At 61.2% G+C, this 23,102-nt stretch carries 27 protein-coding genes, 2 tRNA genes and 1 pseudogene; 28 read left to right on the forward strand and 2 right to left on the reverse strand.

Annotated elements, in window-relative coordinates; all coding sequences use genetic code 11:
• Positions 1–58 precede the first annotated feature (58 nt).
• Positions 59–131: transfer RNA gene (locus IPI01_05730), tRNA-Glu, on the reverse strand.
• A 68-nt stretch (positions 132–199) separates the two neighbouring features.
• Positions 200–270: transfer RNA gene (locus IPI01_05735), tRNA-Gln, on the reverse strand.
• A gap of 188 nt (positions 271–458) precedes the next feature.
• On the opposite strand from IPI01_05735, the gene IPI01_05740 reads away from it, so the two are divergent.
• The 28 genes and pseudogenes from IPI01_05740 to IPI01_05875 all read left to right on the forward strand — a co-directional run bounded on the left by IPI01_05740 (position 459) and on the right by IPI01_05875 (position 23,095).
• The gene (locus tag IPI01_05740; GenBank protein MBK7257299.1) at positions 459–1,355 is read left to right on the forward strand and encodes a class I SAM-dependent methyltransferase; all 897 of its coding nucleotides are present in this window, start codon (positions 459–461) and stop codon (positions 1,353–1,355) included.
• A 329-nt stretch (positions 1,356–1,684) separates the two neighbouring features.
• Positions 1,685–2,059 carry a hypothetical protein gene (locus tag IPI01_05745; protein MBK7257300.1) on the forward strand — a complete coding sequence of 125 codons (375 nt, stop codon included), beginning with the start codon at positions 1,685–1,687 and terminating at the stop codon, positions 2,057–2,059.
• On the forward strand, positions 2,059–2,856 hold the full coding sequence (locus IPI01_05750; GenBank protein MBK7257301.1) for a hypothetical protein: 798 nt from the start codon (positions 2,059–2,061) through the stop codon (positions 2,854–2,856). The genes IPI01_05745 and IPI01_05750 overlap by 1 nt, the downstream gene beginning before the upstream one ends.
• Positions 2,857–2,860: 4 nt before the next feature.
• Positions 2,861–3,226, forward strand: a complete 366-nt coding sequence (locus IPI01_05755; GenBank protein MBK7257302.1) for an OmpA family protein — start codon at positions 2,861–2,863, stop codon at positions 3,224–3,226.
• 197 nt (positions 3,227–3,423) lie between these two features.
• Entirely contained in the window at positions 3,424–4,083 is a 660-nt protein-coding gene (locus tag IPI01_05760; protein MBK7257303.1) for a phosphatidylserine decarboxylase family protein, read from the forward strand.
• 4 nt (positions 4,084–4,087) lie between these two features.
• Positions 4,088–4,855: a CDP-diacylglycerol--serine O-phosphatidyltransferase gene (gene pssA, locus IPI01_05765; protein MBK7257304.1), complete on the forward strand. Its 768-nt coding sequence runs from the start codon at positions 4,088–4,090 to the stop codon at positions 4,853–4,855.
• 15 nt (positions 4,856–4,870) lie between these two features.
• The gene (gene purS, locus IPI01_05770) at positions 4,871–5,122 is read left to right on the forward strand and encodes a phosphoribosylformylglycinamidine synthase subunit PurS (GenBank protein ID MBK7257305.1); all 252 of its coding nucleotides are present in this window, start codon (positions 4,871–4,873) and stop codon (positions 5,120–5,122) included.
• Complete coding sequence (gene purQ / locus IPI01_05775; GenBank protein ID MBK7257306.1) at positions 5,122–5,886, forward strand: phosphoribosylformylglycinamidine synthase subunit PurQ; 765 nt, start codon at positions 5,122–5,124, stop codon at positions 5,884–5,886. The genes purS and purQ overlap by 1 nt, the downstream gene beginning before the upstream one ends.
• Before the next feature lie 4 nt (positions 5,887–5,890).
• A complete protein-coding gene (gene tatA, locus IPI01_05780) occupies positions 5,891–6,091 on the forward strand; it encodes a twin-arginine translocase TatA/TatE family subunit (GenBank protein MBK7257307.1) in 201 nt (66 codons plus the stop codon).
• Between the two features lie 57 nt (positions 6,092–6,148).
• Complete coding sequence (locus IPI01_05785; GenBank protein ID MBK7257308.1) at positions 6,149–6,277, forward strand: twin-arginine translocase TatA/TatE family subunit; 129 nt, start codon at positions 6,149–6,151, stop codon at positions 6,275–6,277.
• A 63-nt stretch (positions 6,278–6,340) separates the two neighbouring features.
• Complete coding sequence (gatA, locus tag IPI01_05790; protein MBK7257309.1) at positions 6,341–7,765, forward strand: Asp-tRNA(Asn)/Glu-tRNA(Gln) amidotransferase subunit GatA; 1,425 nt, start codon at positions 6,341–6,343, stop codon at positions 7,763–7,765.
• Positions 7,766–7,810: 45 nt separating this feature from the next.
• Positions 7,811–8,824 (forward strand): succinate--CoA ligase subunit alpha, encoded by a 1,014-nt coding sequence (sucD, locus tag IPI01_05795; protein ID MBK7257310.1) that lies wholly within the window; start codon positions 7,811–7,813, stop codon positions 8,822–8,824.
• A 39-nt stretch (positions 8,825–8,863) separates the two neighbouring features.
• Entirely contained in the window at positions 8,864–9,292 is a 429-nt protein-coding gene (gene ndk, locus IPI01_05800; protein MBK7257311.1) for a nucleoside-diphosphate kinase, read from the forward strand.
• Between the two features lie 11 nt (positions 9,293–9,303).
• Positions 9,304–9,849: an NUDIX hydrolase gene (locus IPI01_05805; protein ID MBK7257312.1), complete on the forward strand. Its 546-nt coding sequence runs from the start codon at positions 9,304–9,306 to the stop codon at positions 9,847–9,849.
• Entirely contained in the window at positions 9,846–11,066 is a 1,221-nt protein-coding gene (locus IPI01_05810) for a DUF1343 domain-containing protein (GenBank protein ID MBK7257313.1), read from the forward strand. Before IPI01_05805 ends, IPI01_05810 begins: the two co-directional genes overlap by 4 nt.
• Positions 11,067–11,394: 328 nt before the next feature.
• Positions 11,395–13,095 (forward strand): GAF domain-containing protein, encoded by a 1,701-nt coding sequence (locus IPI01_05815; protein ID MBK7257314.1) that lies wholly within the window; start codon positions 11,395–11,397, stop codon positions 13,093–13,095.
• 91 nt (positions 13,096–13,186) lie between these two features.
• The gene (locus IPI01_05820; GenBank protein MBK7257315.1) at positions 13,187–13,384 is read left to right on the forward strand and encodes a hypothetical protein; all 198 of its coding nucleotides are present in this window, start codon (positions 13,187–13,189) and stop codon (positions 13,382–13,384) included.
• A complete protein-coding gene (locus tag IPI01_05825) occupies positions 13,384–14,559 on the forward strand; it encodes a phosphopentomutase (GenBank protein ID MBK7257316.1) in 1,176 nt (391 codons plus the stop codon). The genes IPI01_05820 and IPI01_05825 overlap by 1 nt, the downstream gene beginning before the upstream one ends.
• Before the next feature lie 62 nt (positions 14,560–14,621).
• Positions 14,622–15,479 (forward strand): sigma-70 family RNA polymerase sigma factor, encoded by an 858-nt coding sequence (locus IPI01_05830; protein ID MBK7257317.1) that lies wholly within the window; start codon positions 14,622–14,624, stop codon positions 15,477–15,479.
• Positions 15,480–15,481: 2 nt separating this feature from the next.
• On the forward strand, positions 15,482–16,159 hold the full coding sequence (locus IPI01_05835; protein MBK7257318.1) for a C40 family peptidase: 678 nt from the start codon (positions 15,482–15,484) through the stop codon (positions 16,157–16,159).
• Between the two features lie 18 nt (positions 16,160–16,177).
• On the forward strand, positions 16,178–16,738 hold the full coding sequence (def, locus tag IPI01_05840) for a peptide deformylase (protein MBK7257319.1): 561 nt from the start codon (positions 16,178–16,180) through the stop codon (positions 16,736–16,738).
• A 10-nt stretch (positions 16,739–16,748) separates the two neighbouring features.
• Positions 16,749–17,681: a methionyl-tRNA formyltransferase gene (locus IPI01_05845; GenBank protein MBK7257320.1), complete on the forward strand. Its 933-nt coding sequence runs from the start codon at positions 16,749–16,751 to the stop codon at positions 17,679–17,681.
• A gap of 98 nt (positions 17,682–17,779) precedes the next feature.
• Complete coding sequence (locus tag IPI01_05850; protein MBK7257321.1) at positions 17,780–18,577, forward strand: ParA family protein; 798 nt, start codon at positions 17,780–17,782, stop codon at positions 18,575–18,577.
• Positions 18,578–18,588: 11 nt separating this feature from the next.
• On the forward strand, positions 18,589–19,497 hold the full coding sequence (locus tag IPI01_05855) for a ParB/RepB/Spo0J family partition protein (GenBank protein ID MBK7257322.1): 909 nt from the start codon (positions 18,589–18,591) through the stop codon (positions 19,495–19,497).
• 16 nt (positions 19,498–19,513) lie between these two features.
• Positions 19,514–19,906, forward strand: a complete 393-nt coding sequence (locus tag IPI01_05860; protein ID MBK7257323.1) for a RidA family protein — start codon at positions 19,514–19,516, stop codon at positions 19,904–19,906.
• Between the two features lie 2 nt (positions 19,907–19,908).
• Positions 19,909–20,472 (forward strand): hypothetical protein, encoded by a 564-nt coding sequence (locus IPI01_05865; protein MBK7257324.1) that lies wholly within the window; start codon positions 19,909–19,911, stop codon positions 20,470–20,472.
• Between the two features lie 42 nt (positions 20,473–20,514).
• Positions 20,515–22,033, forward strand: a pseudogene (locus IPI01_05870) (spore maturation protein).
• Between the two features lie 159 nt (positions 22,034–22,192).
• Complete coding sequence (locus tag IPI01_05875) at positions 22,193–23,095, forward strand: proline dehydrogenase family protein (protein ID MBK7257325.1); 903 nt, start codon at positions 22,193–22,195, stop codon at positions 23,093–23,095.
• The last annotated feature ends 7 nt before the right edge of the window (positions 23,096–23,102 follow it).

Genomic DNA, 23,102 nt, shown 5'->3' on the forward strand with positions numbered 1-23,102 from the left:
ATCCGGGCGTTCATAAATGGATCAGGCCCCGCAGCAGTTGCGGGGCCTGAATTTTTTGTAGCCTTAACGGGAATCGAACCCGTATTTCGGCCTTGAGAGGGCCGCGTCCTGGACCGTTAGACGATAAGGCCATAAAAATGAAGAATTAAGAATTCTTAGTTCTTAATTCCTGGTTCGGTTCGCCGAAGGCGAACCGCAGCTGCCCCGCAAGGATTCGAACCTCGATAAGCAGATCCAGAGTCTGCTGTCTTGCCATTAGACGACGGGGCAAATTACTAGAGCGCACTTAATTTACGGATTTCCTTCTTCAGTGTCAATATCCACCCGACCCCGTTCCATCCTCGTGGCTCGTCGTGGCAGATCTGGCCGGCGGGCCATCGGGTGGTGGACTTTGTGTGCGCTGCATTGAGTTTCTGCGCAGAACCAGCTATCTTGCATCTCATTCACAGCGAGGCTCAATGTCAGATCCACAATCGTCCACGGCAAAACGGGCGGAGATCGAATTCCGCCGCAAACTCTTCGAACAGCAGGTCGAAGGTCAGACCATATTTTCGGATGAATTTGATGGTAAAGGCATCGAGGCAATCCTTGGTGAACGTATGGAAGAAACGCTCCGGCAGATGCGGTCGCTGCGGGAGACCGGGGTGCCCCTGTCGCCATATCTCGAGATCGGCGCCGAGCGTTGCCAGCGCTCTCTTGTGATGGAGAACGATCTCGGGGCTGCAGGCGCTGCCGTCGACATCTCCTTTGACATGCTTCGGAGCGGTGCGCACTACGCGAAGGTCTTCAAGAAATCCAATGTCCCGTTGCGCGTGTGCTGCGACGCGAACGTCATGCCGTTCCTCACAGGGTCTATGCCGTTCGTCTTCTGCTTTGAAGTCCTGCATCATTTCCCGGATCCGACTCCCATCATAGCTCAGATCCACCGGGTTCTCGCTCCAGGCGGATGCTTTTTCTTCGCTGAAGAACCCTACAGACAGGTCCTCCGTGTGAAGCTTTACCGGAGCGGAAAGATCTACTCACGTGAGACCCTCCGGGCATCCAAGATCAAGCGACTGCTCGACAGGTTCTTTGCCGAACCTCGATGCAACGAGGTGGAACACGGCATCATCGAAAATCACGATATCCCCCTGTCGGTCTGGAAGAATGCTCTGGCTGCATTCTCGGGGAAAAGAGTCACCCTGTCCAGCGCGCGCGTGATTCAGACAGGGCTCTATCCACTCCGAAACCCTTTGAAGTATTTTGCTGCCAAGATGCTTGGCGGCGTTCTCTCCGGAACGTGCACGAAGGCAGGTGCCTTTGCCGCCATCGCTTGCACCGGTCCAACAGAATCTGGCCTGTCCCGCATGCCTTGAAAAGGGGACGGAGAACAGACTCACCGCTCATGAGGGGTCCTTTTCGTGTTCCTCCTGTCAGGAGGTCTATCCGGTGGTCGAGGGCGTGGTTTTTCTCTTTTCACCCCCAAAACTGGCTGAATTCTACCCGGACCTTCTTGAGCGTCGCGCTCAGGCGTAGTTGACGCACGTGGTTGTTGTGCAACATGCCATATGCTGGCCACATCAGGGTATGATGTCCGCATTTGTGGAGCTCCGGCCTGGTGCCTTCTGGTTTTCTTGACTTTCCTCCGCAAATGACCTAAGTTGATGCGTCTACTTTTTGCGATTCACCATGAGGAGGCAAGACGATGTCCAGAAAGTTCATCTCCATACTCGCTTTTGCCCTCTCCTCCATTCTCATTGTGCAGGGGGCGAGTGCTCAATCCACCCAAGGACGATGGTCCTTCGGGCTTTCCGGCGGAGCTAATCTCTGGGTCAATGACCTGAACCAGCGGAAGATCGGCCCCGGCGGCACGCTGTTCATCAGGTACGGGCTGGCCCCCGCCTTTTCGCTGGGCCTTTCCGGAGGTATGGAAGGCCTGAAGGCCGGGCAGGATCCGGCTCTCGTGGATGTACCATATTCGTATCTCAAGCTTGATGCATTCCCGTTCGCGCTCACCGGATGGTTCCACTTTTCCCCGGCTCCTCGTTCTCTCCCTATCTCCGTGTCGGCGGCGGCTTGATGGCCTATCACCGGAAGACGGTGGCCAACGCCCCGGCTCCGGATGACAAGATGCGGGCGACGCTGATCATCCCGGTCGGGCTCGGGTTTGAGGCTTTTGTATCGCGCAATCTCTCGTTCATGCTGGATGCCGGCGTGACACCGATGGCCAATACTCTGGACCTCCGTGACAACAGTTCACCGGACGGGTTCGTATCGGGGCGTGTCGGCATCGTGTGGTATCCAGGGTCGGGTGATGGAGATGACGCTGACGGCGACGGGCTCACCAACGGGCAGGAACGTCGACTGGGCACGTATCCGGAGAATCCGGACAGCGATGGCGACGGCCTTCCGGATGGAGAAGAGGTGAAGCGCTACCGCACCAATCCGCTCCGGACCGACAGCGACAGCGATGGGCTGTCGGATGCAGATGAGGTGGTGAAATACAAGACGGACCCGATCCGGTTCGATTCGGACGGCGATGGCCTTTCCGATGGCGACGAGATCCTGAAGTACTCCTCCGATCCGACGCGTGTTGACACGGACGGCGATGGACTCACGGATGGCGACGAGATCCTGAAATTGAAGACCGATCCATTGAAGGTGGACAGCGACAGCGACGGGCTCTCGGACTGGGACGAAGTGAAGTCCTACCGCACCGGATCCGGCGAATCCGGATACGGACGGGGACGGCATCATCGACGGCGAGGAAGTGACCAAGTACAAGACGAGTCCCCTCAAGGTCGATACGGACGGCGGTGGGATGATCGATGGTGCAGAGATCATTCGTGGTACCGACCCACTGAGCCCGAAGGATGATGTGGTGAAAGAGACCATCATTCTCGAGCGCGGCAAATCCGTGGTCATGGATGGGATCAACTTCACGACCGGGAACGCCACACTGACCCGGGAGTCCGAAGATATCCTGGAGCGCGCGTTCACAGCGCTTGCCGCCAACCCCGAGATCAAGCTGGAGATCGCGGGATACACCGACAACGTCGGGAGCAAGGCCGCGAATGAGAAGCTCTCCCAGCGTCGTGCCGATGCGGTCCGTGCTTGGTTCATCGCGAAGGGGATCGCGGCCGGCCGCTTGACGGCCCGCGGCTTCGGCATGCGAGACCCGATCGATACGAATGCGACGCCCGATGGGCGCGCAAAGAACAGACGGATCGAGTTCCACGTCAAATAAGCATTGAAGCGAAGAAGGAAAAGCGTGCATTGGGGCGAAAGAGCCTGGCCGGTCCGGCCGGCTGTTTCGCCCCTTTTCTTGCCCGATGCGGCTGTTTTTCCACCCGGCAGGTGCTTTTTTGACTTTCTCGCAGCGTTTTGGTACATTTATCCGATGAAACCCGTTCTCAGTACCGTCACTGGAGAAGGAATTCCCGCTTGATCACCCGCTACGGGTATGATGTGGTCGGGGTGGTCGTCGCTCTTTGCCTGATCGGCATCGCCTCCGCCTGGTTCTTCGTGGACGGCAAGGTCCTGAAGAGCGTCCTCATCGTCATTGCCCTTGGTCTCCTGGCCTTCACGCTGTATTTCTTCCGTGATCCGGAACGGCATCCGCCATCCGGCGACGGTATCGTGCTCTCGCCTGCTGATGGAACGGTGGTCCTGATCAAACCCGTCCGGGAAGAAGAATTCATCGGAGGCGAAGCGGTCCAGGTCAGTATCTTCATGTCACCCCTGAATGTGCACGTGAACCGGTGGCCGGTGAATGGCACCGTCCGGTTCTTCCGCCACATCCCGGGCGAATATATCGTGGCCATGGATGAGAAATCGTCGACCAGGAATGAACGTACCCTGATCGGCGTGGAGCATGCCGGTGGCAAGCTCCTGTTCAAACAGATCGCCGGATTCATCGCGCGCCGGATCGTCGCTCCCATTCAGGTCGGGGACAGCGCGGTTGCCGGACAGCGATTCGGCATGATCAAATTCGGGTCCCGCGTGGACGTCCTCCTGCAACCGGGTGCCGCCATCAATGTGAAGATCGGCGACAAGACCGTGGCGGGGGAAACCGTACTGGCCCGTCTGACACCGAACGGATGAGAGAATGAAGATCACTCGAGCAGTCGTCCCCAGCCTGTTCACTGTGCTGAACATGTTCTGCGGGTTCATGTCCATCATCCATGCGAGCCGGGGAGAGTTCATACCGGCGTCATGGTTCATCGTTCTTGCGGCGGGCTTCGATTCCCTTGACGGCATCATGGCGCGCATCACCAAGAGCTCCTCGCAATTCGGCGTAGAGATCGACTCGCTCTCCGATGTCGTGTCGTTCGGCGCCGCACCGGCATTTCTCGCCTATCAGTTCGCCCTGGTGCAGCTCGGGAACGTCGGTATCTTCCTCAGCTCGCTTCTCATGATCTTTGCGGGCCTGCGCCTCGCCCGCTTCAACGTCCAGCTCGTCGGGTTCGACAAGGATCATTTTGTCGGCCTGCCGGTCCCGGCCAGCGGGATCACGGTGGCATCGTTCGTCCTCAATGTCCAGAATGGCGTCGTCGGTTTCTCCAACACCGGGCTTGCGGTGCTTCCCTGGCTCTCCGTCGTCCTCGCCCTGCTGATGGTCAGCAAGGTGCGGTACGATACGCTCCCGAAGGTCTCGAAGAAAGCCATCAAGAAAGAGCCGTGGAAATTCGTCTTCGGCGTCCTGGCCGTCATCGTCGTCGTTGTCACGAGCGGCAATGCCATCTTCCCGCTGCTGATCGCTTTCATCGTTCTCGGTATGATCCGGTGGGTCGTGACGTTCATCCGGCGCATCGCGAGCGGACGTTCGCAGTTCGAAGAAGAAGAGCATGTGAGCCATTCACGGATCGAATCCTGACGGGAGGATGCCCCAGTGTTTCGTGCGGTCATACAGATAACCCTCCGCCCCTCGATCCTCGATCCCCAGGGGAAAGCCGTGGCGCATGCGGTCGGGACCCTCGGGGTCAATGGCGTGCGATCGGTGCGCATGGGCAAGCATGTTGAGGTCCTCTTCGATGGCGTGTCGGAAGACGAAGCCCGCCGTGCAACAGAGGAGATGTGCAGGAAATTACTCGCGAATCCGGTGATGGAAGACTACCGGTTCACGGTCGAGAAGGTGCAATGATGCAGTCCCCGGTCCGGTTCGGTATCGTCGTGTTCCCCGGTTCCAACTGCGACCACGATGCGTATCATGTCTGTCGCAAGGTGCTGGGACAGGAGGCGGTCTTCCTCTGGCATAAGGACCCCGACCTGAAGGATGTGGATGTCGTGATCCTGCCGGGCGGATTTTCGTACGGTGACTATCTCCGGTGCGGGGCGATCGCGCGGTTCTCCCCCGTGATGCGCGAGGTGGTACGGTTCGCCGAGGGCGGCGGACCGGTGCTCGGGATCTGCAATGGATTCCAGATCCTGGTGGAAGCAGGCCTGTTGCCGGGCGTCCTGTTGCGCAATGCATCGCTCCGGTTCGCCTGCAAGAATGTCCGGATCCGTGTCGAGAATCCATTCACGCCCTTCACGTCCGCTTGTGCGGCGGGCGACGTGCTCACCATCCCCATCGCCCACGGTGAGGGGAATTACTTCGCCGATGAAGACACGATCCGCCGGCTTGAAGAGAATGGCCAGGTGGCCTTCCGGTACTGTTCACCGGGAGGGGAGATCACGGCCGACAGCAACCCGAACGGGTCCCTGGGGAACATCGCCGGGATCATCAACGAACGGGGGAATGTTCTCGGGATGATGCCGCACCCCGAGCGGGCAGCCGATCCGCTGCTCGGGTTCACGGACGGCCAGAAGGTGTTTGCATCGATCATAGAACATGTCCTTTCACGCGTCACCCCCGGTGCTGCGGAGGAAGAGGCAGTTGTCACTGGAGAGAAAGGCAGGAGCTAAGACTATGGGCAATCTGGGCACAACCGAGATCATTCTTATTGCGCTGGTGTTCGTCATTTTCTTCGGCGCCAAGAAGATCCCCGAGCTCGCACAGGGCCTGGGAAAGGGTATCCGTGAGTTCCGCAAAGCAGCTCGCGAAGTGCAGGAGGATGTCGATACCGATGGCAAGAAGATCGACGCCCGTTCATCGGAATCCAAAGGATAATCGACCGTGCTGTTCGACAACATCGGCGGCTCCGAACTCCTTGTCATCGTGCTGGTGATGTTCCTGTTCTTCGGCCCCAAGAAATTGCCGGAGGCCGGCAAGAACATCGGCAGGGCGATGCGCGAGTTCAAGAATGCCATGCGCGGCCTCAAGGACGATCTGGATAAATCGACCAAGATCGACTGAGTCCCGGTCCCATCCCGCGCCTGGTACCGGCGCTCCCATTTCCATCCCGGACGTTTCGACCACGTGCATCCCTGGGTTACATACGACAGCACCCTCCGCGCGCTTGAACGCGGCGAGACGACCTGCGAACAGGTGACGGAAGGGTTCCTTCGCACCATCGCGGGCGGAACGCGCCTCAATGCTTTCCTCAGCGTGTTCAACGAGAAGGCTCTCGACCGCGCGCGGGAGATCGACCGCAAACGTGCCGATGGCCGCGCGGGGCGCCTCGCCGGCATGGTCATCGCCGTGAAGGACGTCCTGAGCATGCGGAACGAGAAGGTCACCTGCGCCTCCCGTATCCTGCAGGACTACGTCGCGCCGTATGATGCGACCGTGATCGAACGCCTCCTCGCGGAGGACGCGATCCTGATCGGCAAGACGAACCTCGATGAGTTCGCGATGGGATCGTCGACAGAGAACTCCGCGTTCGGCCCGGTGCTCAATCCGGTGGATGAAACGCGCGTCCCCGGCGGTTCCAGCGGCGGATCCTGTGTCGCCGTCGCCGCGGGCATGGCCCACACCGCCCTCGGTACCGACACGGGCGGGTCGATCCGTCAACCAGCGTCGTTCTGCGGGATCGTCGGACTCAAGCCCACCTATGGGCGCGTCTCGCGCTATGGCCTCGTGGCACTGTCGTCCTCCTTCGATCAGATCGGGCCGTTCTCCGCGAACGTGACAGATGCCGCGCGCGTGCTCCAGGTGATCGCCGGGCACGACGAACGCGACTCGACGTCCGCTGCCGTTCCTGTCCCCGAGTACGCCGCGGCCCTTACCGGCTCCTGTCAAGGATTGAAGATCGGCCTGCCGACAGAAGCCTTCGGTGAAGGATTGGATGCGAATGTCCGCGCAGCCGTGGAGGCCGCCATCGGCCGTCTGCGCGACCGCGGGGCGGTCGTCATGCCTGTGTCGCTCCGGCACGTGCCGTACCATATCTCGACGTACTATATTCTGATGACCGCGGAAGCATCGTCGAACCTCGCACGGTACGACGGCGTCAGGTTCGGGCACCGCAGTGCAGAGGCCCGTGACCTGCACGATGTGTACACGGCATCCCGGAGCGAAGGGTTCGGCGCTGAAGTGAAACGGCGCATCATGCTCGGTACCTATGTGCTCTCGGCCGGGTATTATGATGCGTACTACCGCAAAGCGCAGAAGGTGCGCCGGCTCATCCAGAAGGACTTCTTCGACGCGTTCGCGTCCGTGGACCTCATTGTGATGCCCACGGCCCCGACGACGGCGTTCAGGATCGGCGAGAAAGCCGCCGATCCACTCACCATGTATCTGTCGGATATCTATACCGTGTCAGCGAATCTGGCCGGCGTCCCCGCGATCAGCGTCCCCTGTGGGAATGCGGACGGGCTCCCGGTGGGCATGCAGTTCATCGGTAAACAGTTCGACGAAGCGACCGTCCTGAGCGCCGCGTATGCGCTCGAACAGGCCGCCTCGTAAGACAGCAGTCACCCTGTTCTATCCACATCTTCAGACCCAACACCCATGAGTATTCTGGTCAACAAGTCGACGCGGCTGGTGGTGCAGGGCATCACCGGCGGTGAGGGGACCTTTCATACAAAGCAGATGCTGGAGTACGGCACGAACGTCGTTGCAGGGGTGACCCCCGGCAAGGGCGGGCTCGCGTACCGGGGGACGGACAAGGACCCGTTCGCACGTGAAGTTCCGGTGTTCAATACGGTCGCCGATGCGGTGGCGGCGACGAAGGCCAATACCTCGGTGATCTTTGTCCCGGCAGCGTTCGCCGCGGATGCGATCATCGAAGCGGCCGATGCGGGCATTGGCGTGATCGTGTGCATCACGGAAGGCGTCCCCACGCGGGATATGCTGATGGCGTACGATCATGTGATGCGGACCGGTGCGGTGCTGATCGGGCCGAACTGCCCGGGCATCATCTCCCCCGGTCAATGCAAGGTGGGTATCATGCCCGGCTTCATCCACAAGAAGGGGAACGTGGGTGTGGTCTCCCGTAGTGGAACACTGACCTATGAGGCGGTGGGGCAGCTCACCGAACGCGGCATTGGCCAGTCCACATGCATCGGCATCGGTGGCGATCCGGTGATCGGCACCCGCTTCATCGACGCCCTGAAGCTCTTCAATGATGACCCGGAGACGATCGGTGTGATCATGATCGGGGAGATCGGCGGGTCCGCGGAGGAAGAGGCCGCCACCTACGTCAAAAAATTCATGAAGAAGCCGGTGGTCGGCTTCATCGCCGGGCGCACGGCGCCTCCGGGACGCCGCATGGGCCACGCGGGCGCGATCATCTCCGGCGGCAAGGGGACGGCACAGGAGAAGATGGATGCGATGCGCAAGGCCGGGATCGCCGTGGTCGAGAGTCCGGCACTGCTGGGCGAGACCATGGCAAAGGCCCTGGGAAAGAGCGTGAAGAAGGCGGCACCGAAGAGCGCCCCCGGGCGCAAGGCGAAGAAGGCGAAGAGCTCCGTGAAGAAGGTCGTCGCGAAGGCCGCAAAGAAGACCGTGCGGAAGAAGAAGTAGTTCACACATTCACCATCATCAGCAGAAGAAGACATGGCAATCGAACGTACACTTGCGATCCTCAAACCCGACTGCGTGCGGAAGAATCTCCAGGGTGAGGTCATCGCCCGCATCCAGAAGGCCGGCTTCACCGTGCTCGGCATGAAGATGGTCCGCCTGAGCCCCACGGCCGCCGGCGCCTTCTATGCCGTGCACAAAGGCCGTCCGTTCTACGACAGCCTCGTCGAGTTCATGTGCAGCGGCCCGGTCGTGCCGATCGCGCTCGAGAAAGAGAATGCGGTGGCGGACTACCGCACGCTGATCGGTTCGACCGATCCGAAGGATGCTGCTCCCGGTACGATCCGCAAGGACTTCGCCGACAACAAGGGCGAGAACTGCGTGCACGGATCCGACTCCGCGGAGAACGGGATGATCGAGGTTGCGTTCTTCTTCTCCGAGAAGGAGATCGCCGAGAACCGTCGCGGCTGATCCCACTCCGTATGCCCCTCAAGCCCTGGAAGACACTGTCGCGCACGGTCAGGTTCAAGAACCCGTGGTGGTCCTATGGCTACGATGAAGTGGAGGTGCCGAATGGTGCGAAAGGAGAGTATCACTACGTCCACTCGCTCGGCTCCGCCTGCATCGTGCCGGTCATGGCGGACGGGTCGATCCTTCTCGTGAAGCAGTTCCGGTATCTGGGAATGAAGGAGAGCCTGGAATTCCCGTGCGGGGCGGTCAAGGAAGGGGCGACCCACGACAGCACAGCGTGGCATGAATTGGCGGAGGAGACCGGCTTCTCCGCCATCACGTTGCTTGCAGCAGGCAGTTTCAATCCGTACAACGGCGTGACCGACGAGATCTGCAAGGTCTATCTGGCCCGCGATCTCCGGCACGTGGGCGCAACCCCCGATGATACCGAGGAATTTGAATTGCAGCAGCTCACCGTTGCCGAGGTGGACCGCCAGATGCGCGACGGTGAGATCTGGGATGGCATGAGCATCGCCGCATGGCATCTCGTCCGCGCGAAAGGACTCATCGCCCCATGACCTCCTCCACCGTCCGCTCACTCGCCGTAGCCCTCCTTGCACTCATGGCCGTTCCTGCCTGCCATGCCCAGGCCGTGATGCTGACGGGCGCCGACCGGGTGGTCGGCGAACACGGCAGGATCTTCGCGGGGAAACGTGTCGGACTCGTGACGAATCAGACCGGACTGCTCACGGACGGCCGGCACCTCGTCGATGCCCTCGTTGATGGCGGTACCCGGGTCACGGCGCTGTTCGGGCCGGAGCATGGGATCCGCGGCGATGCCGGGGCGGGTGAAAAGGTCCGGGATTCGGTGGATACGAAGACCGGTGTGCCGGTGTACTCGCTCTATGGCAGGACCTCCAAACCCACTCCTGCGATGCTGGCGAATGTCGATGTCCTTGTGTACGACATCCAGGACGTGGGTGTCCGGTTCTATACCTATATCAGCACCATGAAACTCTGCATGGAAGCAGCTGCGGAGCAGGGCATACCATTCGTTGTGCTCGATCGTCCGAATCCGCTCGGAGACCTGATCGATGGACCGGTGATCGAGGATTCGCTCCGCTCGTTCGTCGGGATCGTCCGGATCCCGATCGTCTATGGCCTGACGATCGGTGAACTCGCGACGATGATCAATGAGCTGGGATGGCTTGCCGATGGCCGGAAGGCGAGGCTCGAGGTTGTCTGGATGGACGGTTGGACCAGAAGCATGCGCCTTACGACCCCGTGGGTTGCCCCCTCGCCCAACATCCGGCGGCCGGAGACCATCGATCTGTACCCGGGGCTCTGCCTGATCGAAGCGACGAACCTGTCCGAAGGCCGGGGGACCGAGAGGCCATTCCATCAGTTTGGTGCTCCGTGGGTGGATGCGAAGCGCCTGACGCAGCGGCTGAACGCGGCCGGGCTGCAGGGGGTCCATTTTGATCCGGTGAAGTTCACGCCGGCGTCGTCCAAGAATGCAGGGCAGCTCTGCCAGGGTGTGGTTGCGACCGTCACCGATCCGGGGGCATTCAAGCCGGTGCTGACGGGTGTGACGGTACTCTCGGTCCTCCGCGGGCTCCATCCTGACAGCCTGGTGATCCGGCGGGCATCGCTCAACCGTCTTCTGGGTGTTTCGGCAGCCTATGCGGCCATTCTGCGTGGGGGGCAGCCTGGCGAGATCGAACTCGATTGGCAGGGTGGTCTTCGTGAGTATACGGAACTGGCGGCCCGATTCAGGCGTTATCCTCAGCAATAGCTAACTCCGCGATCTGATGCAATTTCTGCCCTTTCCCTCTCGCTTTCCTTGACTTTCGGGGCAATTTTCTGTAACTTTTTACGATATTGTGTCTTCTACCCCAACTAGCAGGTCCATAATGGCGGAAGATGCGGCCACCGCTACACATGATGTGCGCGTGTGGGTGGGGACTGGTGTCCTGGCGGTCAGCATCGCCGTGCTATGCACTATCGTGAACGGAAACCTGTTCCCGTATGGCAGTCTGGCGGGAGCGGGTTTTTTTGCCTTTACGCGCAGGCGAAAGGCCTCACAGGGATCAACAGATGTCGCGCCGGGAGGTGAACAACACGTGAGTGACCAGGACCGGGTGTCGCATCAGCCAAGTCTGTTCTTTGACGATTTCCAGCAGCCGTCGGACGGCCAGCCGGCGAAACCCACGGCGGAAGAACATCACGTCGTTCCGTCGACGAAGTCCGGCAAACCCGTGAGCGTCGAGCCGGAGCGGCTTGCACTGGACGAAGCCGAGGTCCTGGATTTCTTTGACATCGATACCGAGGTGCATGCCCGGGAGACCGAGCCGCGCAGCGAATTCCATACGCTGATCGACCGCGTGCTTCTCGTGCTGAAGAGCGTGCTCTTCTGCAACACGGCCGCGTACTTCTGGCTGAACCGCGAGCGGCAACAGCTGGTGCTTGAGGGCGTTGCGACCGACAGCCCTGCGTTCACAACGCATCGGCGGCTCCCGCTCGGCGACGATATCCTCAGTCAGGTGGCAACGCTCGGGAAACCGCGGATCCTGACGTCGGTGAACCCGCAGAGCGAGACCGATGCACTCCGGTACTACGTGGCGGCGGCCGGTGTCCGCTCGGCGATCGCTGTGCCCGTCTTCTACCGGAATGAAGCACAGGAAGTGGAACCGGTCGGGGTCCTGGTGGCCGACAGTACGGCCGAGGATGCGTTTGGCCAGGAGACGATCGAGACGCTCGGGAAGTTCACGAAGCTGACCTCCGCGCTGATCAAGAGTTACACGGACAAATATGAACTGCTGTCGGATGCGGAACTGCTGTCGTCGATCCGGCGGCTGCAGGATGCCGTGAAGTCGGAACCCGGCGAGCAACGGATCCTCACCGCTCTGGTCGATGAGGTGGGGCGGCTGGCCTCGTGGGATTTTCTGACGATCACGATGTATGCGGAGGAGGCACACGACTGGGTGGTGCAGCGCGTGGTGAACCACTCGGGTGACGGATACGTCCTGCCGTCACAGGCCGTGGATGCGGCAGGCACCATCATCGGCGAAGCCATCACCAGCAATCGTGTGGAGGTGGTGCCCGATCTGACGAGTGACGACCGGCCTCGTTTCCATGCGGGTGAAGCGATGCCGCGTGAAGGGACGTTCGTTGCGATCCCGATCAGCTCGTATCACCGTTGCTACGGCGCTCTGGCGCTGGAGGTCCGGAAGGACAAGGGGCTGACGGGCGCGGAGATCGAAGTCCTCTACCGCCTCGTCGAGAATGCAGGCGCTGCACTGGAGGTCGGGTACATGAACGACCTCGTCAAGGAATTTGCGTCGGTGGAACATCTGACCGGCCTGACGACCAGGAAGTTCTTCATGCGCCGGGTCGAAGAAGAAGTGCTCCGTTCGGATGACAACGGCGGTGAGCTGGCGTATGCCACCTTCGGCGTCGACGGGATGGAGGAGCAGGTCCGCCGCCATGGACGCGAGATCCATGACGTCATCCTGCGCGAACTGAATACGCTGGTGCGGAAGAACCTCCGGGCGTATGATGTGCTGGGCCGGCAGGACACGCATACGCTGGGCGTGGTCCTCACGAACATGACCGCGAGCGATGCCTATCTGTGGGCGGAGAAGATGCGCAAGGCGATCGCGGGCCACGTGATCGTGTTCGGCCAGCGGTCATTCTCCGTGACGGTGAGCTTCGGGATCTGCGGGTTGTCCGAACGGATGACCTCACGTGAACTCGTGAACGGCGCCATGCAGGTGTACGGCAAGGCACTGGAAAGTGGAGGGAATGCGGTCCGCGTCTTCTGATGTCGCGGGCATGCGCTGCAGAGGTGTGAAAACGGAAACGTTGGCACGATCGAAACATCATTATTCATAGGTACAGAAGGAAGCGGTTCTCATGGCAAAACAGCAGACATTTGCGGATAAAGCAGCCAAAGCTGCATTGATGAAGGGGTCGAAGTGCCCCACCTGCGGCGAGATCTATCAGCCCATTCTGATGGTCACGTCCGAACAGAGTCAGACCAAAGCAACGTGGAAGTTCGCCGAACGCCGCGTGCAGGTCTGCAAGTGCAATGAGAAGCAGGTGTACGCCTGATCCGACGGAAGGCCATTCTGCTTGTCCTGGATGGTGTAGGCATCGGTGCTTCTCCTGATGCTCCGGCGTACGGTGATGCAGGCAGCAACACCCTTGCCAATACCGCGGATGCGGTCGGCGGCCTCCGCCTCCCGAATCTTGCGGCGTGGGGACTGGGGAACATCGCACCGATCCGTGGCGTTGCTCCCGCTGTTGCGCCACGCGCACAGTATGGGATGATGGCGGAGAAGTCGGGAGGGAAGGACAGCACCACCGGTCACTGGGAACTCGCCGGTGTCGTGGTGCATACACCGTTCCCGACCTATCCGAAGGGCTTTCCCGAAGACCTCATGCAGACGTTCATGCGTGAGGCCGGATGCACGGGCTACCTCGGGAACACGACGGCGTCAGGGACGGTGATCATCCAGGATCTGGGGGCCGAGCATGTGCGCTCCGGCCACCCGATCGTGTACACCTCCGCGGATTCCGTGTTCCAGATCGCGGCGCATGAAGAGGTGATCCCGCTGCCGCGGCTGTATGAGATCTGCGAGGTTACGCGCACGAAGGTGTGCGTGGGCCGTCATGAGGTCGGACGTGTCATCGCCCGCCCGTTCATCGGGACGGCGGGGGCGTTCTCGCGGACCACGAACCGTAAGGATTTCTCGCTGGTTCCGCCGGAGCCGACACTCCTCGACCTGTTGCAGGCCGCGGGGATCCCGACGGCGGGCATCGGCAAGATCGATGACCTTTTCGCATTGCGCGGATTGTCGACGTCGAACCACACGAGGACGAACGCAGCGGGTATCGAGGAACTCCTCCGGGTCTCACGGTCCATGGATACGGGACTGATCTTCGTGAACCTCGGGGACTTCGATACATTGTACGGACACCGGAACGATCCTTCGGGATTCGCGGCGGCGTTGGAGGCCTTTGATGCCTCGCTGCCTGCACTCGCCGAAACCGTCCACCCCGGAGACGTGTTCATTATTACAGCGGACCATGGCAATGATCCGGTGATGCCGAGTACGGACCATTCCAGGGAGTATGTACCCCTTCTGTGCTATGCGCCGGGAGGACGGCCGGGGGGGGCACTGGGAACGCGGGCGAGCTTTGCGGACGTCGCAAAGACGCTCGGCGAGTACTTCGGCATCAGCAACTCGTTCCCCGGTACGAGCTTCCTGTCGCATATCGTGTAGAGGAGGTGCAACGGCGGGCGCGATCCCCGTAGCATCTTCTGGAACCAATTAAAGGATACTCCATGGTCAAGATTACCAAGCAGTATACGAATCGGGAGAGTCAGTCTCTCGACAAGTATCTGCAGGAGATCGGCAAGGTCGAGCTGCTCAAGTCGGAAGAGGAAATCGACCTTGCCCGACGCATCAAAAAAGGCGATCAGACCGCACTCGAGAAACTGACGAAGGCGAACCTCCGGTTCGTCGTGAGCGTCGCCAAGCAGTACCAGAACCAGGGATTGTCCCTCGGGGACCTGATCAACGAAGGGAATCTGGGCCTCATCAAGGCCGCGAAGCGCTTCGATGAGACGCGTGGCTTCAAGTTCATCTCGTACGCGGTGTGGTGGATCCGGCAGTCGATCCTGCAGGCGCTCGCGGAACAGTCGCGCATCGTCCGCCTCCCGCTCAACAGGGTTGGCGCACTCAATAAGATCGGCAAGGCTTTCAGTTCGCTCGAGCAGGAATTCGAACGCGAGCCCAGCGCCAGCGAGCTCGCGGAAGAGCTCGATATGTCGCTCTTCGAAGTGTCCGACACCCTGAAGATCTCCGGCCGCCACCTTTCGATGGATGCGCCGTTCGCCCAGGGCGAGGACAACCGCCTGCTGGATGTGATCCAGGACGAGCGTCAGCCGGCACCGGACAGCGAATTGATGAAGGAGTCGCTCAGCAGGGAAGTGGAGCGTGCGCTTTCGACCCTGAGTGAGCGCGAAGCAGAAGTGATCCGTCTGTACTTCGGGCTGGGGCGCGAACATTCGCTGACGCTCGAAGAGATCGGCGAGAAATTCAAGCTGACCCGCGAGCGCGTGCGCCAGATCAAGGAGAAGGCGATCCGCCGGCTCCGGCACGCGTCGCGCAGCAAGCAGTTGCGCGCATATCTGGGGTGAGCATGGCAACCGGCACGACCGGCCATCGACCTGTCGGTCCCTGGCCGGTACCGGTCGTGATCCTCGGTCTGCTCCTGACAGCGCTCATGCTGGCGGGATGTACGGCGTCCTCGCCGCGCTTCCGCGGCACGGGGGGCGGGGAGTACGACGAGGAGAATGAACTCCGGTTCGCCAGCCGTATCCGGGAAGAGGAACGGCGGGAGGACGACCGCACTGTGAGCGTGGAGGAAACGTCGCGCCGGCTGTCCAGCCGCATGGTCCCCTCCAGGAAATACTCCAACCAGACACCCGCCGGATTGAACCGCGACAGACTTCTCCTGGACGTGATAGGGTACCTCGGTGTACCCTATGTGTACGGGGGCAACGACCGGGGAGGCATCGATTGTTCGGGATTCACCGCGCAGGTCTACAAGAGCGCGACCAGGAAGCTGTTGCCCCGATCGGCGAGGGAACAGTATGGTGCCGGAGCCCCGGTGTCGACATCGGAACTGCAGTTCGGGGATCTGGTGTTCTTTAATACGACGGGCAGGGTGCCGTCCCACGTCGGGATCTACATCGAGGATGACCTGTTCGCGCACGCGAGCGTGACGCGCGGGGTGACCTTCTCGTCGCTGGAAAGCACGTACTACAAGAAACGCTACGTCGGCGCCCGGCGTATCGTCCGTGATATAGCAGATTAGTGTGGAGGTTGTGTGGCCATTCTGCCCATCTATACGTATGCTCATGCCGTGCTCCGGAAGAAGGCGCGCCCCTTCAAAGGAGTGAACGATGCCATCGTCCGCCTCGGCCACGACATGATGGAAACCATGCACCGGGCCAACGGCATCGGCCTCGCCGCCAACCAGGTCGGCGTGACCCAGCGGATCATCACCGTCGACCTGACGGGCTCCGAAGACTACGAGAATTTCTCCCCGCTCATCATGCTGAACCCCGAGGTCACCGATGAAGAAGGGGCGTGGTCCATCGAAGAAGGATGCCTGAGCCTCCCGGAGCTGCGCGATGAGGTCGAACGGCCGGAGAGCCTGCGCGTGACGTACCGCGACCTGAACTTCGACCCGCAGGTCATGGAAGTGGACGGCATGCTGGGGCGTGTGATCCTGCATGAGATCGACCACCTCAATGGCGTCCTCTTCATCGATCATCTGAATCTGATCAAGCGCCGACTGCTGCGCGGACGCCTCAACAAGATCAAGAGCGGCGATGTGCCGGTGGAGTACGAGATCGCTCCCATCCCCGCTGCTTCCACCGTGACCGCGTAGCCGCATGACCATGCCGGCCGCGCGCATCATCTTCATGGGGACGCCCGAGTTCGCGGTCCCCAGTCTGGCCCGGCTCATCGATGCCGGGCACGAGATCGTGACCGTGGTGACCGGTCCGGACAAGCCCCGCGGCCGTGGGCAGAAGCTCACGCCGACGCCCGTCAAAGAACTTGCCCTCGCGCATCACCTTCCGCTGCTGCAACCGGAATCCGTGAAGGACCCTGCGTTCGCCGACGCCGTACGCGCGGCCGCACCCGATATCGCCGTCGTCGTTGCATTCCGCATCCTTCCCCGCGCCGTGTTCGCGGTGCCGAAGCTCGGGACCTTCAATCTGCATTCGTCACTGCTTCCGAGATACCGCGGCGCCGCGCCGATCAATTGGGCAGTGATCAACGGCGACACCGAGACGGGGGTGACGACCTTCTTTCTGGACGACCGCGTCGATACGGGTGCGATGCTCCTCCAGGAACGCATCGCGATCGGGCCGGAGGAAGATGCGGGGAGTGTGCACGACCGCCTCGCCGTGCTCGGCGCGGAAGTGGTGGCGCGTACCGTGGACCACATTCTGCAGGGGGATCTTGTACCCCGGCAGCAGGATCCCGGCGCCGCCACACCAGCACCGAAGATCTTCAAGGACCACTGTCACATCGACTGGACGAAGCCGGCACGCATCGTTCACGATCTCATCCGGGGCATGTCGCCGCATCCGGGTGCATTTGCGTTTCACGACGGCCATGTGCTCAAGATCTACAGGAGTACCGTCGGGCAGGGAAGAGTGCGGGGGATACCGGGAACGGTGCTTGTTGACGATGGCCGGTTGTTCGTGATGGCCGCCGATCATCCGCTGGAGATCATCGACCTGCAGCAGGAGGGCCGCCGGCGCATGACATCGGCCGAGTTCCTCCGCGGCTACACGTTCCCGCATTCCACTCTCCTGACGTAACGGCGCACTCCGCGGCGCGATCCAACACACCTTCTTTGCATTGGTGATGGAAAAGCGTTATCTTTCCTTACTTTCATAGTCTCACCTGTTTGGAACCCGTGGGCAAGATCATAACGATAACGAACCAGAAGGGGGGCGTGGGCAAGACCACGACGGCGGTGAACCTCGCCGCGTGCCTGGCCGCTGCCGAACGTCCAACCCTGTTGGTCGATGCAGACCCCCAGGCCAATGCCTCGAGCGGCATCGGCATCCACTCGCCTGCCGAAGGCTGCAGCACGTACGAAATGCTGGTCGGCGTGCGGAACGCCGCGGATATCATCCAGCAAAGCCAGATGCCCTTCCTCTCCGTCCTTCCCGCCCATATCAACCTGGTGGGCGCCGAGGTCGAACTGGTGGATATGGAAGAGCGCGAACGGCGCCTGAAGATCGGCCTGGAGAGTGTTCGTGATCGCTACGAGTTCATCCTCATCGACTGTCCGCCGTCGCTCGGATTGCTGACGCTCAACGCTTTGACCGCGGCTGATTCGGTGCTCATCCCCGTCCAGTGCGAGTATTATGCCCTCGAAGGGCTGGGGCAGCTGCTCAATACCATCAATATGGTGAAGAAGCAGATGAACGAGAAGCTGGACATCGAGGGCGTGCTCATGACGATGTTCGATGCGCGCCTCCGGCTCTCCAACCAGATCGTGGAAGAAGTGCGGAAATATTTCGGCGACAAGGTCTTCACGACCGTCGTCGCGCGGAACGTGCGCCTCAGTGAGGCTCCCAGTTTCGGGAAGCCCATCATCCTGTATGATGCCGTGTCACCGGGCGCAAGACACTATATGGACCTGGCCGCGGAGGTCATGGCCAGGAACAACCACTCCGGTGCCGTTGTCCCGGACCATAGAGCGTAAGGATCTCTTCGATGTCGAAGAATAAACTTGCCCTGGGCAGGGGCCTTGCATCGCTGATCCCCTCCTCCGGCAGCGCGCCCGCCTCCGCTGCTCCGGATCCCGTTGCCGGGCCCGCGCCCGATCAGGACTTCATCCGTATCCAGCTCGCGCTCGTCGGGCGCAACCCGTTCCAGCCCCGTGCCGATTTCTCACCGGCTGCACTCGAAGAGCTCACCGCGTCGATCAGGGAGAAGGGGGTCATCCAGCCCGTCACCGTCAGGCGTGTCGATGGTGGGTACCAGCTCATCTCCGGCGAACGCCGCGTGCGTGCCGCCCGCGAGGCCGGGCTTCGCACCATCCCTGCCTATATCCTCGATGTGCGCACGGATGAGGAAATGCTGGAACTGGCCCTCATCGAGAACCTGCAGCGCGAACAGCTCAATCCGATCGAGATCGCCATCTCCTACCGTCGATTGATGGAGGAATGCGGCCTGACGCAGGAGGAGGTTTCCCATCGTATCGGCAAGGAACGCTCCACCGTCACCAATTTCCTCCGGTTGCTCAAGCTCCCGGAGGAGATCCAGACGGCGGTGCGGAAAGGGGAGATCTCCGGCGGCCATGCGCGCGCCCTACTCGCGTTCGAAGAGAGGCCGCAGCAGATGAGTGCCTTCCGGAAGATCCTCGCCCGCGGACTTTCGGTGCGCGAAGTGGAATCCTTGGTCCGGAAGGATACCGGGGGAACGCGGACGAAGGGAGGTGCCGCCCGCAGGAGTAGCTCCTCCGCGCTGAGCTCCGTGGAAGACCGGCTCCGCCGCCTGCTCGGGACGAAGGTGCAGGTCCGCCCCGGGCAGGGTGGGAAGGGTGAGATCGTGATCGAATACTATTCGGCCGAAGACCTCGATCGCCTCCTCGAGGTGTTCGAGTCCATCAACGAACGTTAGGAATACGAGGGTCAACATGGAAAAGAAGGTCGTCAACACCTCATCGGCTCCCGGAGCCATCGGGCCGTACAGCCAGGGTATCATCGCCAGCGGAACGCTGGTCTTCACCGCCGGACAGATCCCCATCGTGCCGGCGACCGGCGAGCTCCTGGCCGGCGACGTGGGCCAGCAGACACGGCAGGCCCTGGAGAACCTGAAGGCGATCCTCGAAGCGGCGGGCGCCTCGCTCGGGACCGTCATCAAGACCACGGTCTTCCTGAAGGACATGAATGAATTTGCGGCGATGAACGCCGTCTACGGCACGTACTTCCGCGACGCGCCTCCGGCCCGCTCCACGATCGAAGTGGCACGGCTCCCGAAAGATGCCCGCGTCGAGATCGAAGCGGTCGCGATCGTCACGAAAGCCTGAACGTGTCTGTGCACCGGGCGATCCTCTGGTTCGTTCTGATCCTGGCGGTTCTCCCGTTCCAGGCCGGCATCGCCCGATCCGTTCGTGCCGACAGCACGCAGCAGACCGTCCCTCCACATGATACGGCCAGGGTCCGGATCGAAGGCGACACGCTTGCTGCGCCCGCGCGCACAAAATCGCCCACCACCGCCATGCTCCTGTCCGGCGTGCTTCCGGGTGCCGGACAGGTGTACAATGGATCGTACTGGAAGGCACCCATCATCCTCGGTCTCGGCGTGTACTTCATTTCGGAATGGCTGGATAATAACCGCCGTGCCGATGACTACCGGCAGAAATTCGATCTTTCGTTGCAGACGCTGCCCCCGTACGGGAACACCCGCCTGCGCGACCTCCGCGAATTCTACAAGGACCAGCGCGATTCCTTCACCTGGTATTTCTTCATCCTCTACGTGCTCAACATCGTCGACGCATACGTGGACGCGAGTCTCTCCGGGTTTGATGTGAGCCCGACGCTCACGCAGCGGGGCTTTCCCGCAGAAGGGCTCACCGTCCGCTTCACCTGGTAGAAGCACATCGACATCTGTTCGTTCCATCACTCGGGAGTCATCATGCTGAACTACATCTGGATCGGCCTGATCGTCATCGGCATCTTTGTGGCTGTCGGGAACGATATCAACGATGAAATGCGGGCCACCTATCGCAACGGGTCCGTGCTCGAAGGCTCGGTGGAGATCACCAAACGTCCGACCGCGCTCCGCGAAACGTGGGAGGGCGAGCTCGTGATCCCTGCCGCATCGTTCAATGCCTTCTACGGGACGCAGCGGACCGATGAGGATGTCCGTCAGCGCATCGTGATCAACACGGGCGCCGACGGCGTTCGCTCGGTGCTGATGCCGGTCGGTGACACGACACCCGCATGGTGGCGGGCGATGGCGAAAGCGTCGGCGTCGCACGAGAACCTCACCGGTTCGGTCGTGGCGTTCCAGCCGGCCGATGGGGCAACGAGTGCCGTGATCCGATTCGCACTCGAACCCGTCCGGTTCGTGAAGACGCGAGCCGTCACGCAGGCCGCGCTCGATTATTCCGGCATCGCTGTTACCATCGCCCTCGGCCTGATCGGCATCATGGCACTCTGGCTGGGCGTGATGAAGGTGGCCGACGAGGCCGGGCTGTTGCACGTGCTGACCCGGGCCCTCGCGCCGGTGACGCGCCGCATCTTCCCGGACGTCCCTCCCGATCATCCGGCGGTCGGTGCGATGATCATGAACATCGCAGCGAACATGCTCGGACTCAGCAACGCCGCGACGCCGATGGGGCTCAAGGCGATGGAAGAACTCAACAAGCTCAACCCGAAGGTGGGAACGGCGACCAACGCGATGGTCACCTTCCTCGCCATCAACACGGGCGGACTGATCCTCATCCCGGCCACGGCCATCGCGGTCCGCGCCGCTGCCGGGTCCGCGAATCCGGGGATCATCATCGGCACGTCCATTGTCGGCGCCGGAGCGGCGACCATCGCCGGCGTCCTCGCCTCCAAACTCCTGCAGCGCCTGCCGAGGTACAAGAAGGCGATGGAGGTGAGCCATGAGTGATTTCTTCCGCGCCGCTATATCGGTGATCTCACTGGTCGCCATCCCCCTCGTCCTGCTGGTCTTCCTGGGTTGGGGTCTGGTCAAGAAAGTGAAAGTGTATGAGGTGTTTGTGGAGGGTGCCAAGGACGGCTTCAATACGGCCATTCGCATCATCCCCTACCTGGTCGCCATGCTGGCCGCCATCGGGATCTTCCGGGCCAGTGGGGCCCTGGAACTGCTGATCGCTGTCCTGACCCCGGTCACCAGCCTGATCGGGATGCCGCCGGAGACCTTGCCCATGGCGCTCATGCGCCCTCTGTCGGGGAGCGGTTCTCTTGGCATCATGACCGAGCTCATGAATGTGCACGGGCCGGATTCTCTCATTGGGATCATGGCTTCGACGATGTACGGGTCATCCGAGACCACATTCTACGTCCTTGCCGTGTACTTCGGGGCGGTCGGTGTGAAGAATACGCGGCATGCCGTTCCCACGGGCCTGATCGCCGATCTGGCGGGTATGCTGGCGGCGGTGTGGATCGTGAATCTCCTGTTTTGAAGATCCCGGAGGGGGGCTCGCATCTCCAAATATTGCACTTGCGGCCCCATTTGGCTATATTTCGGGCACTGAAAGCTGTACGGCCCTGCACAGGCTCGCCCGTAACTCCACGCCCGACCTGATGACATTCGTGTCCCAATCACGATCTGAGCATCCCTTATGCATCTGCTGAACAAGCTCGTCGTCGCCTCGATACCCATGGTGCCACGACGGGTCATCCGTTACTTCGCCGGACGGTACATCGCGGGGGAGACCCTCCCCATGGCGGTCACCTGCGTCCGGCAACTCAATGCTGAAAAAGTGTGTGCGACCATGGATGTTCTCGGCGAGGACATCTCCACCCGTGCCGAAGCGATCGCCTCCCGCGACAGTTCCATCCAGGTCCTCCACACCATTGCCCGCGAAAAACTCGATTCCAATCTCTCCATCAAACTCACGTCCCTCGGCCTGAAGATCGACAAGGCCTTCTGCCTCGAGAATGTGCGTGAGATCCTCCGCGTCGCGGCAAGCTATAACAATTTTGTCCGCGTCGACATGGAAGATTCCACCTGCACGACGGATACCATCGAGGTGTTCCTTGCCGCGCACCGGGAGTTCCCCAATACCGGGATCGTTGTGCAGGCGTATCTCTTCCGCACGGAAGCGGATGTGCGTGCGCTGGCCGCGGAGAAGGCGAACTTCCGCCTGTGCAAGGGCATCTACAAAGAGGCCCCTGCCATCGCCTTCCAGAAGCGGGAGGAGGTGCAGGACAATTATTCGAAGCTCCTCGGGATCATGTTCGATGCCGGGTGCTATGTGGGCATCGCGACGCACGACACCGTGCTGGTCGATGCCGCCTACGCGATCATCGCGAAGCGTGGCCTGCGAAAAGACCAGTATGAATTCCAGATGCTTCTGGGTGTGCGCCCTGAGCTCCGGAAGCGCCTGGTGCGCGATGGCCATAAGGTCCGCCTGTATGTGCCGTTCGGTGAGCATTGGTATGGCTACTCCACCCGCAGGTTCAAGGAGAACCCGGCAGTCGCCGGCTACGTGTTCAAAGCGTTGTTCACGCGGAACGTCTGACCCCGTT

The organism is Ignavibacteriota bacterium, assembly GCA_016707525.1.
Lineage (GTDB): Bacteria > Bacteroidota > Ignavibacteria > UBA10030 > UBA6906 > JAGDMK01.